This window comes from Hoeflea sp. 108 (assembly GCF_000372965.1).
GTDB lineage: Bacteria > Pseudomonadota > Alphaproteobacteria > Rhizobiales > Rhizobiaceae > Aminobacter.
In genome coordinates, this window is record NZ_KB890024.1 from 4,665,174 (window position 1) to 4,680,590 (window position 15,417).

17 protein-coding genes are annotated in these 15,417 nt (G+C 64.2%); 13 read left to right on the forward strand and 4 right to left on the reverse strand.

Going from position 1 to position 15,417, the window contains the following annotated elements:
- Nucleotides 1–180: 180 nt before the first annotated feature.
- From B015_RS0123170 to B015_RS0123225, 12 genes are all read left to right on the forward strand, one after another.
- Nucleotides 181–957 (forward strand): DeoR/GlpR family DNA-binding transcription regulator, encoded by a 777-nt coding sequence (locus B015_RS0123170; RefSeq protein WP_018430131.1) that lies wholly within the window; start codon nucleotides 181–183, stop codon nucleotides 955–957.
- Complete coding sequence (locus tag B015_RS0123175) at nucleotides 954–2,363, forward strand: FGGY family carbohydrate kinase (protein ID WP_018430132.1); 1,410 nt, start codon at nucleotides 954–956, stop codon at nucleotides 2,361–2,363. Before B015_RS0123170 ends, B015_RS0123175 begins: the two co-directional genes overlap by 4 nt.
- Entirely contained in the window at nucleotides 2,360–3,874 is a 1,515-nt protein-coding gene (locus B015_RS0123180) for a sugar ABC transporter ATP-binding protein (RefSeq protein ID WP_018430133.1), read from the forward strand. Before B015_RS0123175 ends, B015_RS0123180 begins: the two co-directional genes overlap by 4 nt.
- Nucleotides 3,871–4,872, forward strand: a complete 1,002-nt coding sequence (locus B015_RS0123185) for an ABC transporter permease (RefSeq protein ID WP_018430134.1) — start codon at nucleotides 3,871–3,873, stop codon at nucleotides 4,870–4,872. Before B015_RS0123180 ends, B015_RS0123185 begins: the two co-directional genes overlap by 4 nt.
- Before the next feature lie 10 nt (nucleotides 4,873–4,882).
- Nucleotides 4,883–5,830 carry an ABC transporter permease gene (locus tag B015_RS0123190; RefSeq protein ID WP_018430135.1) on the forward strand — a complete coding sequence of 316 codons (948 nt, stop codon included), beginning with the start codon at nucleotides 4,883–4,885 and terminating at the stop codon, nucleotides 5,828–5,830.
- Between the two features lie 59 nt (nucleotides 5,831–5,889).
- Nucleotides 5,890–6,996, forward strand: a complete 1,107-nt coding sequence (locus B015_RS0123195) for a substrate-binding domain-containing protein (RefSeq protein WP_026227628.1) — start codon at nucleotides 5,890–5,892, stop codon at nucleotides 6,994–6,996.
- A gap of 102 nt (nucleotides 6,997–7,098) precedes the next feature.
- Nucleotides 7,099–8,160: a class II aldolase/adducin family protein gene (locus tag B015_RS0123200; RefSeq protein WP_018430137.1), complete on the forward strand. Its 1,062-nt coding sequence runs from the start codon at nucleotides 7,099–7,101 to the stop codon at nucleotides 8,158–8,160.
- 1 nt (nucleotide 8,161) lies between these two features.
- The gene (locus B015_RS0123205; RefSeq protein WP_018430138.1) at nucleotides 8,162–9,439 is read left to right on the forward strand and encodes an FGGY-family carbohydrate kinase; all 1,278 of its coding nucleotides are present in this window, start codon (nucleotides 8,162–8,164) and stop codon (nucleotides 9,437–9,439) included.
- On the forward strand, nucleotides 9,439–10,275 hold the full coding sequence (locus tag B015_RS0123210; protein WP_018430139.1) for a TIGR01459 family HAD-type hydrolase: 837 nt from the start codon (nucleotides 9,439–9,441) through the stop codon (nucleotides 10,273–10,275). Before B015_RS0123205 ends, B015_RS0123210 begins: the two co-directional genes overlap by 1 nt.
- 22 nt (nucleotides 10,276–10,297) lie before the next feature.
- Nucleotides 10,298–11,587, forward strand: coding sequence for an L-rhamnose catabolism isomerase (gene rhaI / locus B015_RS0123215; protein WP_018430140.1), 1,290 nt, complete (start codon nucleotides 10,298–10,300; stop codon nucleotides 11,585–11,587).
- 12 nt (nucleotides 11,588–11,599) lie between these two features.
- Nucleotides 11,600–11,917, forward strand: a complete 318-nt coding sequence (rhaM, locus tag B015_RS0123220; RefSeq protein WP_018430141.1) for an L-rhamnose mutarotase — start codon at nucleotides 11,600–11,602, stop codon at nucleotides 11,915–11,917.
- 3 nt (nucleotides 11,918–11,920) lie between these two features.
- On the forward strand, nucleotides 11,921–12,598 hold the full coding sequence (locus B015_RS0123225; RefSeq protein ID WP_018430142.1) for a class II aldolase/adducin family protein: 678 nt from the start codon (nucleotides 11,921–11,923) through the stop codon (nucleotides 12,596–12,598).
- Nucleotides 12,599–12,631: 33 nt separating this feature from the next.
- Here B015_RS0123225 and B015_RS0123230 read toward each other — a convergent pair whose 3' ends face one another.
- Nucleotides 12,632–13,126 carry a sigma-70 family RNA polymerase sigma factor gene (locus B015_RS0123230; protein WP_018430143.1) on the reverse strand — a complete coding sequence of 165 codons (495 nt, stop codon included), beginning with the start codon at nucleotides 13,124–13,126 and terminating at the stop codon, nucleotides 12,632–12,634.
- Nucleotides 13,127–13,143: 17 nt separating this feature from the next.
- Nucleotides 13,144–13,353 carry a DUF2892 domain-containing protein gene (locus tag B015_RS0123235; RefSeq protein ID WP_018430144.1) on the reverse strand — a complete coding sequence of 70 codons (210 nt, stop codon included), beginning with the start codon at nucleotides 13,351–13,353 and terminating at the stop codon, nucleotides 13,144–13,146.
- 246 nt (nucleotides 13,354–13,599) lie between these two features.
- Between B015_RS0123235 and B015_RS0123240 the strand changes: the two genes are divergently transcribed.
- Nucleotides 13,600–14,697 carry a CaiB/BaiF CoA-transferase family protein gene (locus B015_RS0123240; RefSeq protein WP_018430145.1) on the forward strand — a complete coding sequence of 366 codons (1,098 nt, stop codon included), beginning with the start codon at nucleotides 13,600–13,602 and terminating at the stop codon, nucleotides 14,695–14,697.
- An 80-nt stretch (nucleotides 14,698–14,777) separates the two neighbouring features.
- Here the strand turns inward: B015_RS0123240 and B015_RS0123245 are convergent, their stop codons facing one another.
- The gene (locus B015_RS0123245) at nucleotides 14,778–15,176 is read right to left on the reverse strand and encodes a F0F1 ATP synthase subunit epsilon (RefSeq protein WP_018430146.1); all 399 of its coding nucleotides are present in this window, start codon (nucleotides 15,174–15,176) and stop codon (nucleotides 14,778–14,780) included.
- Entirely contained in the window at nucleotides 15,176–15,415 is a 240-nt protein-coding gene (locus tag B015_RS0123250) for a hypothetical protein (protein WP_018430147.1), read from the reverse strand. Before B015_RS0123250 ends, B015_RS0123245 begins: the two co-directional genes overlap by 1 nt.
- Between the last annotated feature and the right edge of the window lie 2 nt (nucleotides 15,416–15,417).

Genomic DNA, 15,417 nt, shown 5'->3' on the forward strand with positions numbered 1-15,417 from the left:
AGGCCAAGCCATGCGGTTTGTCAATCGCAAAAAGATTGAACTTTGTCATTGTGCGGCGCGGTATGATCTAGTTGCAGCGCGATATGAGCAATTTTCGTCACAAATCGCTTGCACCCGATTTTGATTTGCGTAAGTTAACTCACGGCACAGCCTTTTCGCGAAGCCATGGGAGGTGTTTGCGTGAACGACTTGGTCCGCCAACGGCAGATCGTCGAGCTTTTGCGTGACCGGCCTTTTGCGTCGGTGCGCGAGTTGCAGGAGCATCTCGGTGTCTCCGCGGCAACCGTGCGGCGCGACATCGACAAGATCGATGAGGCCGGTGGCGCCCGCAAGGTCTATGGCGGCATCTCAGCGCTCGACGGCGCAGCGCAAGGCACGGCTTTTGCGCGTCCCTATGACGAGAACCGCGATCTCGCCGTCGAGCCCAAGCGGCTGATCGCCGAGCTGGCCGCGACCATGGTCGCCGACGGCGACGCGGTCATCGTCAATGGCGGCTCAACCTGCTTCCATCTCGGGGTCAAGCTGGCCGACCGCAATGTCCGCCTGTTCACCAACTCCATGCCGCTCGCCGGTTATCTCGGCGAGCACGGCAAATGCACACTCACGCTCGCTGGCGGCGAGCTGCATCGCGAGCCTCGGGTGATCTACTCGCCGGCACAGCCGATCAATTTTTACGCCTCGAAGTTTTTCATCGGCGCACAGGGCATCAGCGCCGACGGCCTGCTTGAATCGCACCCGCTGATGGTGCGCTCGATCCAGGAACTCAGCCGCAACGCCGACCAGATCGTCGTTCTGGCCGACAGCCGCAAGTTTTCGATCCATGCGCGCAACATCGCCCTGCCGCTGTCGCGCCTGGCCATGCTCATCACCGACGACGGCCTTTCCGACCAGCACGCCAAGATGCTCGAAAGCGCTGGCATAGCGCTGCGCATCGCCTCCAGCGGAGGTGGCGCATGAGCGGCGCGCTGGCAGTCTTCGATCTCGGCAAGACGAACTCCAAGCTGTTCGTGTTCTCACCCGACGGTACGTTGCTCGACGAGCGGCGCACCAAGCCGGTATGGCAGGATTTTCGCGGGCGGAGCGTGCTCGACGGCGATCGTCTCTTCGCCTGGATGGGCCACGAACTGGCCGATGTCGCTGCGGCCCATGACGTGACGCGGCTGATGATCTCGGCCCATGGCTGTGCCTTTGCGCTGGTGCGCGGCGACGAGCTGCTGCATCCGATCCTTGACTACGAGCAGGAAATCCCCGGCAGCGTGGCCGATGTGATCGATCCGATCCTGCCCGACTTCTCCGAGACCTACACGCCGTGGCTGCCGCTGGGCTTCTCCATTGCCCGCCACATCTACTGGCTGGAAACAGAAGAGCCGGAGGCATTTGCCGCGACCGAGGCGATCCTTTGCTATCCGCAATATTGGGTCTGGCGTTTCAGTGGCCGAAAGCTTGCCGAATGGTCCTATCTCGGCGCGCACAGTCAACTCTGGGCTCCGCTCAAGCGCGACTACAGCTCGCTGGTCGAGCGGCTCGGCTGGCGCGACAGGTTCCCGGCGATCGCCCCCGCCGGTGCCGTGGTCGGCGAGACCAAGGTTACCCTCGCTGACGGCAGCAGCCGCGCCATCGCCGTCCACAACGGCGTGCACGACTCCAATGCGGCCTTGGCCTATTACCGCATGACCGGGCTGAGCGACTTCACGCTCGTCTCGACCGGCACCTGGGTCATCATCATCAATCTCGACTGTCCGCTCGGCGCGCTCGACCAGGAGCGCGACATGATTGCCAATGTCACCGTCAATGGCGAACCGGCGCCGTCGCTGCGCTTCATGGGCGGTCGCGAATACGACCTGATCAGCGAGAACTGGAACAAGCCGATCTCGCAGACCGCAGTCGAGCGCGTGATGGAACGCGGTGTCTTCGCCTTGCCGTCATGGGCGGCCGGCGGACCTTTCCCCGAGACGAAAGGACATATCGTCGGCGGCGAGGTCAGCGGCGAGGAACGGGCTGCAGTCGCCGCACTCTACGTCGCCATGATGACCGACCTGTCGCTCGACCTGATCCAGTCGGAGAACCTCCTGGTGCTGGATGGCGGGCTGGCGAAGATCGACCTGTTCACGACGATGCTGGCACAGCTTCGCCCGACACAATCGGTCGTGCGCTCGATGATGAGCGAAGGCTCGGCTACAGGTGCTGCCGCATTGGCCTTCAAGGCGCTTGGCCTGAAACCATTCAAGGACGAGACGGTTCCTGTCACCGCAGGCCACGTTCCCGGCCTCGAAGCGTACCGTACCCGCTGGCGCGAACTGGCCGACGGCGCCCGCGCCGCAGCAAGGTCCGCTATGACCGAAGCGAAGGAGGCGAGCCGATGAGCAGTTCGACCGCCTATGTCAGCCTCGCCGGCATGTCGAAATCCTTCGGCGGCGTGAAGGTGCTGAAGGAAGTGAACTTCGACGTCCGCCCCGGCGAGGTGCATGCGCTGTTGGGCGAGAACGGCGCCGGCAAGTCGACGCTGATCAAGATGATGTCCGGCCTCTACACGCCTGACGCCGGCATCATCACGGTCGATGGCAGGGACGTGAAATTCTCTTCGACCCGCGACGCCGCTGCGGTTGGCATCGCCACCGTCTACCAGGAACTGCTGCTTTTCCCCGAACTTTCGGTCGCCGAAAACGTCTTTCTCGGCAACTACCCGCGCACGTCCGCAGGCATCATCGACTGGGCCGAGGTGCGGCGGCGTACCCGCGACCTGCTTGACCAGCTCGACACCTATGACCTTGACGTCGACACCAAGGTGCTGAGCCTGTCGGTAGCCCAGCGCCAGCGCGTCGAGATCGCCAAGGCGTTGAGCAAGAACGCCCGCATCCTGATCATGGACGAGCCGACTGCCTCGCTGGTCGAGTCCGATGTGCAGCGGCTCATGGCCGTCGTCAGGCAACTGCGCGAGCGTGGCGTCGGCATCGTCTATGTCAGCCATCGCATGCCCGAGATCTTCGCGTTGGCCGATCGCGTTACGGTGCTGCGCGACGGCGCCCATGTCGCGACCAGGGATATCGACGACGTCGACGAGAACCAACTGGTGTCGATGATGGTCGGCCGCTCGATCGAAAGCCTGTTTCCGAAGGCCGACGCCGCCATCGGCGACACCGTGCTTCGGGTGAAGAACCTCAATCATGGCCGCCACGTGCGCGACATCTCCTTCGAGCTGAGGCGCGGCGAAATCCTCGGCATTGCCGGCCTCGTCGGCAGCGGCCGCACCGAACTGGCGCTGACCCTGTTTGGAATGACGCCGGCAACTTCAGGCGAGATCGTCATGGAAGGCAAGGTGGTGCGCATCGGATCGCCACGCCAGGCGCGCGATCTTGGCATCGCCTATGTTCCCGAGGATCGCGGCCAGCAGGGCCTGGTGAAGGCAATGGCCATCCGCAAGAACGTGTCTATGGCGACCATCGAGCGGCTGTCGTCCGGCATTTTCATCAAGGCCGGCGAGGAAGCGCAGCGTGCCATCGATGCGGTCAAACGGCTCAGCATCCGCTGCCGCAACATCGGCCAGCCGGTCGGCGAACTCTCGGGCGGCAACCAGCAGAAAGTGGTCATCGCCAAATGGCTGGAGACCATGCCCAAGGTGCTGATCCTCGACGAGCCGACGCGCGGCGTCGACGTCGGCGCCAAGGCCGAGATCCACACCATCATGGGAGAACTCGTGAGGCAGGGCGTGGCCATCATCATGATTTCGAGCGAACTGCCGGAGGTGCTTGGCATGAGCGATCGCGTGCTGGTGATCAGCGGCGGCCGCATCACCGGCGAGATCGACCGGGCCGACGCCACGCCCGAACGCGTCGGCGCCGCTATGACCGCGCATCGCAGTGGGGAGGCCGCATGATGACGACGACAGTCGAAGCGACCGCCCGCTCGCGCCCCACTCCCCAGCGACCCGGCTTCTTCAAGCGGCTTTTCGCCGACTACGGCCAGGAGATCGTGGTGCTTGCCGCCATCGTTGTCCTGTTCGCCGTGGTGACGATGGTCAATCCGCGCTTCATCAGCGCCAACAACCTGACCACGATCTTCTCTGGAAATGCCTATATCGCGGTGGCCGCCATCGGCATGGCGATGGTCATCGTCACCGGCAACATCGACGTTTCGGTTGGCGCACTGATCGGCGTGCTGGCGACGATCTCGGGCTCGCTTGCCGTTGCTGGCTACCCGATCTGGTTCGCCTGGCTGGCGCCGGTGGTTGTCGGTATGGCGGTCAACGCGATCATCGGCATCCTCGTCGCTTATGCCCGCATACCATCCATCGTCGTGACGCTCGGCGCGCTCTCCATCCTGCGCGGCGGCCTGATCAGTGTCACCGGTGGCACCTGGATCACCGATCTGCCGCCCGCCTACCTGATCGCCCAGAAGCAAGTGTTCGGCCTGCCGGTACCGCTCGTCTTCATGGTCGTTCTGACAGTGCTTGCAGCACTGTGGATGCGCTACACCGCCTTCGGCCGCTCGCTCTATGCCATCGGCGGCAATGCCGAGGCAGCCCTTGCCACCGGCATCCCGATTGCGCGCCGCACCGTCGCCGTCTTCGTCATCCACGGTGCCTTTGCCGGCCTCGCCACGATCCTGTTCGCCACGCAGCTGCAGGTCATCCAGTCGACCGTGCCGCCAAATCTCGAACTGACGGTGATCACCGCGGCCGTCATCGGCGGCGTGTCGATCCTTGGCGGCTCGGGCACGGTCATTGGTTCGACACTGGCGACCATCCTGTTCGCCACCATCGGATCGGCTTTGATCTTCGTCAACGTCTCGGCCTACTGGCTGCGCGCCGTGATCGGCCTGCTGATCCTGGCGACTGTGCTGGCCGACATGCTGCGCCGGCGCGGCAGAAGCTGAGGGACATGAGATGAAGCTGAAATCCCTCATCCGCCACGAGACCTTCCTGGCCCTGCTGCTGGTGGTCGTCCTGATCGTCTTGTCGTTCCAGTCGGACCGCTTCTTTACCGTCGACAACCTGCTCAACCAGGGTCGACTGATGACCGAGATCGGGCTGATCGCGATTGCCATGACCTTCGTCATCGCAACCGGCGGCATCGACCTGTCGGTCGGCTCGATCCTTGGCCTGACCGCCATTCTGACGGGTGTGTTCTGGCAGAATGTCGGCCTGCCACTGCCGGTGGCCGCAACCGCAGCGATCGCTGCCGGCACCTTCGCCGGCTTCGTCAACGGCGTCATCATCACGCGCTTCCGCGTGCCGCCGCTGATCGCCACGCTGGCGACGCTGGCACTCTATCGCGGCCTGGCCGAAGGCATCAGCCAGGCGCGTTCGGTGCGCGGCTATCCTGAATGGTTCTACGTGCTGGGCCAGAAGGACGTGCTCGGCGTGCCGACGCAGCTCTGGATCCTGCTGTTCGCGGCCCTCGTTGCCTCGATCATCCTCGCCTACACCACCTGGGGTCGCACGGTCTATGCCGTCGGTTCCAACGAGGTCGCCAGCCGCTTCTCCGGCCTGTCGGTCGAGAAGACCAAGCTCGCACTCTACACTGCCTCGGGTTTTGCCGCCGCGGTTGCCGCCGTCATCTTCGTGTCGCGCGTTTCCACGACGCGCTCCGACATGGGCACCGGTATCGAGCTCGACGCCATCACCGCAGTGGTCCTCGGCGGCACCTCGATCTTCGGCGGCCGCGGCACCATCATCGGCACCATCATCGGCCTTTGCCTGATCCAGGCGCTTAAGAACGGTCTGTCGCTTGCGGGCATCAAGGGCGACGGAACGATCATGCTGATCGGCGCGGTCCTTATTCTGGCGATCCTCGCCAGCAACCTCTTCGAGAGGAGCGGCACTCGAACCTAGGGAGAGCAACGTCCTTCACTGCCGCTCTACAGTGTCCGGACGATCAATTGGAGGATGGAATGCGTAACGTAGTACTTTCCGCGCTCTTGGCCTTGTCCTTCTCGACAAGCCTCAGCAACGCCCAGTCCGTCTGGACGGGCGGCGACGACCTGCCCACCAACCCGTTGGCCTGCGACGCCACGCCGGCGACTGCTGCTGCCAAGCCTTATGATGGCGGCCAGCCGACCAATGCGCCCGACCGCAAAGGCAAGACGATCAAGGTCGTCGACGTGCCGAAGCTGGTCGGCATCGGCTACTTCAACGCCACGTCCAAGGGCATCGCCGACGCGGCCAAGGAAATGGGCTCGATGGACGCCAAGACCGACGGTCCGTCCAAGGCCAACATCGACGACCAGATCACGCTGATCGACAACTACATCACTTCTGGCGTCGACGGCATCCTGTTCGCCGCCAATGACCCGGTCGCCATTGCGCCCGTGCTGAAGAAGGCGCTCGGTGCCGGTATCAACGTCGTCGGCTACGACGCCAACTCGTCGCCGGATGCCCGCCAGTGGTTCGTCAACCAGGCCGAGTTCAACGGCATCGCCAAGGCCATGGTCGACTCGATGGCGGCCGAGATCGGCGCCGAGGGCGCTTTTGCCATCGTCACCTCGACCTTCACCACGCCGAACCAGGCACGCTGGATCGCCGAGATGCAGGCCTACCAGGCCAAGTGCCATCCGAAGATGAAGTGGCTCGAGACGGTCGAGGCGCAGGAAGACAACATCCTGTCCTTCAACCAGTCGAACACGCTCATCAACAAGTACGGCGACGAGCTCAAGGGCATCTTCGGCATGACCAGCGTGGCGACGCCGGCCGCTGCGGACGCCGTGACCCAGGCCAAGAAGTGCGGCAGCGTCGCCGTCGTTGGCCTCGCCACGCCGAATGCGATGAAGCCCTATGTCGGCGCAGGTTGCGTCAAGTCGGTTGTGCTGTGGAACCCGGTCGATCTCGGCTATGCCGCTGCCTACGTGCTGCGCGCGACCGCCGACGGCACGCTGGCCCCTGGTGCCACTTCGGTGAAGGCAGGCAAGCTCGGCGACCTCTCCGTCATCAACGGCTCGGAGATCCTGCTCGGCGCGCCGACCGTCTTCAACAAGGACAACATCGGCAATTTCGACTTCTGAGGTCGAATCGGGAGACGCGCGGGCGCGTCTCCCCAAATCTCGGAGCTGGCCTGTGACATCGCTGCCGGCCAGCTCCGCTCCCTAAATGAAAGGACCGTCGCCATGCCAGAAGCGGCCGGCTGGCAAGCCGAACTCGAACAGCTGAAAACCGTATCGGCCCGCATCGGCAGCGATCCGCTGCTGACGCAAGGTGCTGGCGGCAATACGTCGCTCAAGGTCGGCGGCACGCTTTGGATCAAGGCATCGGGCACCTGGCTGGCGCACGCGAAAGAACGCGACATCATGGTGCCGGTGGAGATGGCGCCGTTGATAGCAGCGGTCGAAGCAATCGACCCGGCCGCCGAACAGGCGCACCAGTTCACTGTCGCGGCGCTCAACAGCTCCGGCCTGCGCCCCTCTATCGAGACGACAGTCCATGCGCTGATGCCGCAACGCGTGGTGCTGCACGTCCACTGCGTCGACACCATCGCTTATGCCGTGCGCAGCGACTGCATCGAACAGATCGGCCCGTGCCTGGCCGGCCTCAACTGGGCCTACGTGCCTTATGCACGACCCGGCCTGCCGCTGGCGATCGCCATATCGGAACATCGCAGCCAACGGCCGGACGTGCTGGTCCTAGGCAATCATGGTCTTGTCGTCGCCGGAGAGACGGTGACCCAGACAGAAGCCTTGCTCGAAGACGTCAAGGCCCGGCTGCGTGTTGCGCCGCGCAACGCTCCCGCGCCCGATGCCGATCGCCTCGCTCAACTCGCCACCGGCACTGATTATCGCCTCCCGTCATCCGAAGCCGCCCATGCTGCTGCGACCGACCCTGCAGGTTTGAGTTTGGCCGGCAAAGGCAGCCTCTATCCCGACCACGTGATCTTCCTCGGAACTGGCTCCGTCATCGCCCGCGACGGCGAGGACGTCTCCGCCGTCATCGCGCGCCTCGGTGCATCGCCGGTCTCGATCCTGTTTCCCGGAGCGGGCATCCTGATGCGCAGGGATGCGACGCCGGGCGCCGATGCCATGGCCCGCTGCCTCGCCGACGTGCTGGCCCGTATCCCCGAAAACGCGTCGGTGCAGGTGCTGACCGCAGAGGAACACCTCCAACTGACCGATTGGGACGCCGAGAAATACCGGCAGGACCTCGCCCGCAAGGCCGCCACCAAGAAGATCGCCTGAGATGAGTACCCCGCTCGCCATCGGCATCGACCTCGGCACGTCAGGCGCCCGCGCCGTGGCGATGACGCCCGGCTTCGAGATCGTGGCGCAGGGCGCGGCCAAACTCTCTGATTTCGGCGCCAACCCACGCGACCCAAAAATCTGGTGGCAAGCGGTCGAGACGGCATTGCGCGCTGTACTCGCCAAGGTCGACCGCTTCAGGGTTCATGCCATTGCGATCGACGCCACGTCAGGCACGCTGCTGCCTGTCGATGGTGACGGCACGCCATTGGCCGAACCGTTGATGTATGACGACAAGGTCGGCGATGCCGCCATCCTGGCCCGTATCGCCGCCGTCATCCCGGCCGAAAGCGCGGCCCATGGCGCAACGTCTGGCCTTGCCAAGGCGCTGGTCTTCCAGGCCGTGTCCCACGTGGCAAAGGTGTTGCATCAGGCCGACTGGATCGCAGGGCGGCTCGCCGGCCATTTCGGCACGACCGACGAAAACAATGCGCTCAAGACAGGTTACGACCCCATCGACCGGCGCTGGCCGGACTGGGTCGCAGCGACCGGGCTCAGGACCGCGCTTCTGCCGCGCGTTGTGGCGCCGGGTGCACCAATAGAGACCATCGCACCAACCATGGCAAAGGTCTTCGGCCTGAGCGAAGAAGTCGAGATCATCGCCGGCACCACCGACGGATGCGCCTCGTTCCTGGCGACCGGTGCCGACAGACCGGGCGATGGCGTCAGTGCCCTCGGCTCGACGCTTACGCTCAAGTTGCTGTGCGACCAGCCGATCTTCGCGCCCGACTTCGGCATCTACAGCCACCGTATCAACGGCATGTGGCTCGCCGGCGGCGCCTCCAACAGCGGCGGCAAGGTTTTGTCCCACTTCTTCTCCGCCGATGAGATCGCACGGCTTTCTGCCGCCATCGACCCTGATGTTCCGACAGGCCTCGACTTCTATCCGTTGCTCGAACCGGGCGAGCGCTTTCCGGTGCTCGATCCCGCATGGCCGCCACGGCTCGCTCCACGTCCTGCCGATGACAGCGGCTTCCTGCAGGCCATGCTGGAAGGCATCTCGGCCATCGAGAAACTCGGCTATGACAGATTGGCTGAACTCGGTGCGCCGCCGCTGCATTCCATGCGCAGCCTCGGTGGCGGTGCGGCAAACCCTGCATGGACCGCGATCCGCCAGAACAGGCTCGGCGTGCCGTTCCTGCCCGCGCATTCGCAGGAGGCCGCGGCAGGAACGGCACGCCTGGCACTAATCGGTCTCGAAGCGGTGGGAGATCTGTGATGTCCCCTCTCCAGCTTTCAGGCATTCGCGACCTGGCCGAGCGCTTCGACGTCTTCATCCTCGACCAGTTCGGCGTCTTGCACGACGGCGCAGCACCTTACCCCGGCGCCGTGGAGACGCTGGTTCGGTTGAAGCAGGCCGGCAGGCGCACGCTGCTCTTGTCCAATTCCGGCAAGCGTTCGGCGCCCAACGAGGCGCGATTGGTCAAGCTCGGCTTCGTGCCCGGCAGCTGGGATCATTTCCTGTCCTCGGGCGAGGTCGCCTGGCAGAGCTTGCGCAGGCAACTCGCAGACGGGACCGGTCTGCGCTGCCTGCTCATCGCCCGCGACGGCGACCGCTCGGCGGTCGATGGCCTGCCGTTGACGCTGGTCGAAACAGGAGAAGAGGCCGACATCGTGCTGCTGTCGGCCAGCGAGGGCGACCGCTTCGACCTCGATCACTATCGCCGCCTGCTTAAGCCAGCAGCGACACGAGGCATCCGGTGCCTCTGCACAAACCCCGACAAGATCATGCTGACATCGCTTGGCCCGCGCTTCGGAGCCGGCCGCATTGCCGAACTCTACGTCGAGCTTGGCGGCGAGGTGACCTGGATCGGCAAGCCGTTTCCCGAGATTTACGCCGCCGCACTCGACATGCTCGGAAATCCCGACCCGGCGCGTGTCGTCTGCGTCGGCGACAGCATCGAGCACGACATATCGGGCGGCCACGGCGCAGGGCTGCGGACAGGGCTGGTGATGACCGGCGTGCTCGAAACGAGCAGCCAGGCTGAGCGCGAAAAACTGTTCGCCGAGCACGACGCAACGCCGGACTTTCTTGTGCGGACATTTGCGTGGTGATGCCGCGCAGGAGGAGGATGTGATGGAAACGATGATATCGGGCGACGCTGTCGAAAAGAGCAACGCCGTCAACGAAAAGGCCCTGCGCGCCGACTACGCGTCGCTGGGCGAACAACTCGACCGGCGCGGCATCGCCATCGATGCCATTCTCAGAAAGGTCGAGGCCTTCGGCGTCGCGATCCCGTCCTGGGGCGTCGGCACCGGCGGTACACGCTTTGCCCGCTTCCCTGGCCAGGGCGAACCGCGCGACGTGTTTGACAAGATCGAGGACTGTTCGGTCATCAACCAGCTGACGCGCGCCACGCCCACCGTCTCGCTCCACATTCCCTGGGACAAGGCCGACCCGAACCGCCTGAAGCAAGCGGCGGCGCGTTTCGGGCTCGGCTTCGACGCCATGAACTCCAACACCTTCTCCGACGCGCGCGACCAGAAGCAGTCCTACAAGTTCGGCTCCCTCAGCCACGCCGATGCCGCCGTCCGCCGGCAGGCCGTCGAGCACAACATCGAATGCATCGAGATCGGCCGCACGCTTGGGTCAAAGGCGCTGACGGTGTGGATCGGCGATGGCTCCAATTTCCCCGGCCAGGTCAATTTCGCCCGCGCTTTCGAACGTTATCTCGACGCGATGAAGGACATCTACGCGACATTGCCAGACGACTGGCGGTTGTTCACCGAACACAAGATGTACGAACCGGCCTTCTATTCGACGGTCGTGCAGGACTGGGGCACCAACTACATCATTGCGAAGGAGTTGGGCGACAAGGCCTATTGCCTCGTCGACCTCGGCCATCACGCTCCCAACATCAACATCGAGATGATCGTGTCCCGGTTGATCCAGTTCGGCAAGCTGGGCGGTTTCCACTTCAACGACTCGAAATATGGTGACGACGATCTCGATGCTGGATCTATCGATCCTTACCGCCTGTTCCTGGTCTTCAACGAGCTGGTCGACGCCGAGCTTTCCGGGGCGAAGGATTTTCACCCCGCCCACATGCTCGACCAGAGCCACAACGTCACCGATCCGATCGAGAGCTTGATGCTGTCGGCGGTCGAGGTCCAGCGTGCCTATGCCGCGGCATTGCTGGTCGACCGCAAGGCGCTCGAAGGTTTCCAGGAGGCCAACGACGCGCTGATGGCGACCCAGACGCTGAAAGCCGCCTACCGCACCGACGTCGAGCCTATCCTTGCCATGGCGCGGCTCAACAGCGGCGGCGCCATCGATCCGGTCGCGGCCTACCGCGCCAGCTTCTACCGCCAGAAGGTCGCGGCCGAGCGACCGGCATCGGTCGGCGGCAGCGGCGGCATCGTCTGAGGGGGTGTCGCAATGCCCGAACGGATCGCCTTCCGCATGGTCCTCAATCCTGGCCAGGCCGCCGAGTACAAGAAGCGGCATGACGAGATCTGGCCGGAGCTCAGCACCGCCCTGCGCGAGGCGGGGGTGTCCGACTACACGATCTGGCTCGATCCCGAGACCAACCACCTGTTCGCGACGCTGGTCCGCACCGACGACCACAGCATGGACAGGCTGCCGCAAACCGAGGTCAACCGCCGCTGGTGGGACTTCATGGCCGACATCATGCAGTACACCGACCGCGACGAGCCGCTGGTCGTGCCGCTGCAACAGCTCTTTCATATGGAGTAGACGATGACTGACAAGGCACTGCGCGACGAGATGGTGTCGATCTGCCGGCGCATGAATTCGAGCGGCATCAACCAGGGCACGGCGGGCAATCTTTCGGTGCGGTCGAGCAGCGGCTTCCTGATCACGCCGTCGGGCATGCCCTATGACATCATGGGCCCTGACGATATCGTCGAGATGGATTTCGACGGCACCTATGTCGGCCGCCGCCCGTCATCGGAATGGCGCTTCCACCGCGATATCCTGAAGGCACGCGAGGACATCAGCGTCGTGCTCCATTGCCATTCGGTCTACGCGACGACGCTCGCCTGCCACCACAAGACCATTCCGTCGTTCCACTACATGACCGGTGTCGCCGGCGGCACGACCATCCGCTGCGCCGCCTATGCCACCTTCGGCACCCAGGCTCTTTCAGACAATGCGCTTGTCGCACTCAAGGACCGGCTCGCCTGTCTGCTCGGCCAGCATGGCCAGATCTCGCTCGGGACCAACCTCGAACACGCGCTGTGGCTGGCGATCGAGGTGGAAACGCTGTCGCGCATGTATGTCCAGGCGCTTACCCTCGGCGAGCCGCCGGTCCTGCCCGACGAGGAGATGGAGAGGGTCATCGAGCAGATGCGCCGTATGAGCTACGGCCTGGCACCGGACGCCGAAGGCACCAACGACGTGGCGCGGCCGCGGTAGAGCCTGCTGCAGGCTCTACCGCGGCCTTCCTTGTCACCGCGTCAGGAATTCGCGCATCAGCACGCGCGCGCGGTGCAGCCGCGCCTTGACCGTCTCGCGCGACAGGTCGAGTGCAGTGGCGATCTCGGCGATGCTCATTTCCTTGATGTCGCGCATCAGTGCGACATCGCGATAGTGTGGCGGCAGGGATTCGAAGGCGGCGGCAAGGTCGAGCCGAAGCTCAGGCTCCGGTCGCGACAACAGTTCGGCCTCGGCTTCTTCATCCCCGGCTGCGGCCACCATGCCGGTTCGGCGGGCCAAGCGCATGCATTCGCGCCGGACCACCGTGAACAGCCAGCCCGAGAGCGCGGCAACGGAGCGGATGGCTCCGACGTGCCGAAAGAGCAGCCAAAGCGCCTCCTGCGCAGCGTCTTCGGCATCGGCTGATGTGCGGCAGGCCGAACGCGCATAGCGACGGATATCCGGCTGCGAAAGATCGAGCAGCCCGATGATGGCGGCGCGATCTCCAAGACGCGCCGCCTCGAACATATCTGCAGGTGCGGTTCTCAAGCCTTCCCTCTTCCGCCAATGCCGGCCACGGCGCACATCGGGCAGTAACCGACCACGCCGCTCAGCGCGAGACCGGCTCCGCCCACAGCGACGAGCCATGCCGCCATCCCGGGCACGTAGACGAAGCCTGCGACGGCCACACCGGTGCCGACCATGACGCGCAGCAGCTGATGAAGCCCGCCAATGTTCTTTCTGTAGAATGCCATATTCGTCTCCTGTGTCAGAGGCCGAGCGCCTCACAGACCAAGAGGCGCCGGCGGCAGAAAAGGATTCGCAGGAGGCTCGAATTTTTCCATGACTGCATGATCGGCTCGGACATTCCATAAGTAACGGCTAACGCAGATGCACAGCAGATCGATGGCCATACTCTTGCCAGGCATCGCCAATGGCACCGACCTCTGGCTTCACAGCTGCATACCGGGCAGGTTAGCATCGGCCGAGGAGTACCCCAGATGTCAGCACCTTCGGCCGGCCCTCTTGTCGGCATTCGAATCATAGAATTCGTCGGGCTCGGCCCGGCGCCCTTCGCTGCCATGCAATTCGCCGATATGGGCGCAGACGTCATTCGCATTGCGCGCCCAGGCGCAGTGCCTACCCTGCCCGACCCGATATCCGGCCGCGGCCGGCCGACCGTCGAGGCAGATCTCAAGAATCCCGCGGATGCCGAGCAGGTGCGCCGGCTGCTCGACCGGGCGGATGCGCTCATCGAAGGTTTCAGGCCCGGCGTGATGGAGCGGCTCGGCCTTGGGCCCGAACCCCTGCTGGCACGCAATCCGCGCCTCGTCTACGGCCGTATGACCGGCTGGGGGCAGACAGGCCCGCTGGCGAGCCATGCCGGTCATGACATCAACTACATCGCCATATCAGGCGCGCTCGCGGCCATAGGACCAGCGGACAGGCCCATGCCGCCGCTCAACCTGGTCGGCGACTTCGGCGGTGGCTCCATGTTCCTCGTGAGCGGCATGCTTGCGGCGCTGCTGTCGGCCCAGCGTACGGGCCAGGGCCAGGTCGTCGATGCCGCGATCTGCGACGGCACCGTACAGTTGCTCACCATGGCCTACGACATGGATGCGGCCGGCCAGTGGCGAAGCCAGCGTGACGCCAACTTGCTCGACGGCGGCGCGCCTTACTACAGCGCCTATGAATGCGCTGACGGCCGTTTCATCGCCATAGGCCCGATAGAGCCGCAGTTCTTCGAACTGTTCCGCAAGGCGGTCGGGCTGGAGGAGGACATCCACACCCTGCGCGCCGATCCAGGCAACTGGCCCGCACTTCGCGAAAGAATCGCGGCACGCATGCGGACGCGCTCGAGCAACGAGTGGTTGGCGGAACTCGAATATTCGGACGCCTGTGTGTCGCCGGTGCTCGATATGAAGGAGGCGGCCGTGCACCCGCACCTCGTCGCTCGAAATAGCTTCGTCGAGTTCGACGGCTTCGTCCAGCCGGCACCGGCACCGCGCTTTTCGGGCACACCGACCGAGGCAAGGCCGAGGCCGCGCGAAACGCTGGCGCTCGCCGATGCCCTCGAGGGTTGGGACACCCGTCCATAGCCCTGAACGCAAAAAAGCCGCCGGCAATGACCAGCGGCTTTTGGGAATCGAGATCGCGACCTAGGTCGGCGATGTCACTTTCAGACGGCTGCTTCCAGCGTCGAAAGGTGGTTCAGATAGGCATCCGCCTTGGCACGCGCATTGTCGTCCTTGGCGTCTGCTACATCTTCACGGGCGTTCTGGATGCGACGCAGCAGTGCAGCACGGTCGATGTCCTTCACGGCCATCGCCGATTCGGCGAGCAGCGTGCAGCCGGCCGGCACGATGTCGGCGAAGCCGCCGAACACCACGTAGCGCTCTTCCTTGCCGCCGGCGGTCCTGACCGTCACGACGCCCGGCTTGACCGTGGTCATCAGCGGCGCGTGATTGGCCATGACAGTCATCTCGCCTTCCGAACCGGGGATGACGACTGACTCGACCTGCTCCGAAACGAGCAGACGCTCGGGAGAGACCAGTTCGAATTTGAATGCTTCGGCCATTATTGCCGCGCCTCTTTGGCTAGTGCTTCCACGTCCTGAATGTGGGTACCGCAAAATGGGCAGTACGCCACTGCTTGCTCCATGAAGCCCAGACCGTCCTCGGTCTCGACGAGCCCCACGACCATCATCAGAACTTCATCTTCTGACACAAAAATGGTCGGAGATGCCGGCTCTGGAAGGTCCGCCGTAGCCGCTTGCATAGCGTCACAGCAGAACTCGAAGTCGGCATCTTCATCCATCT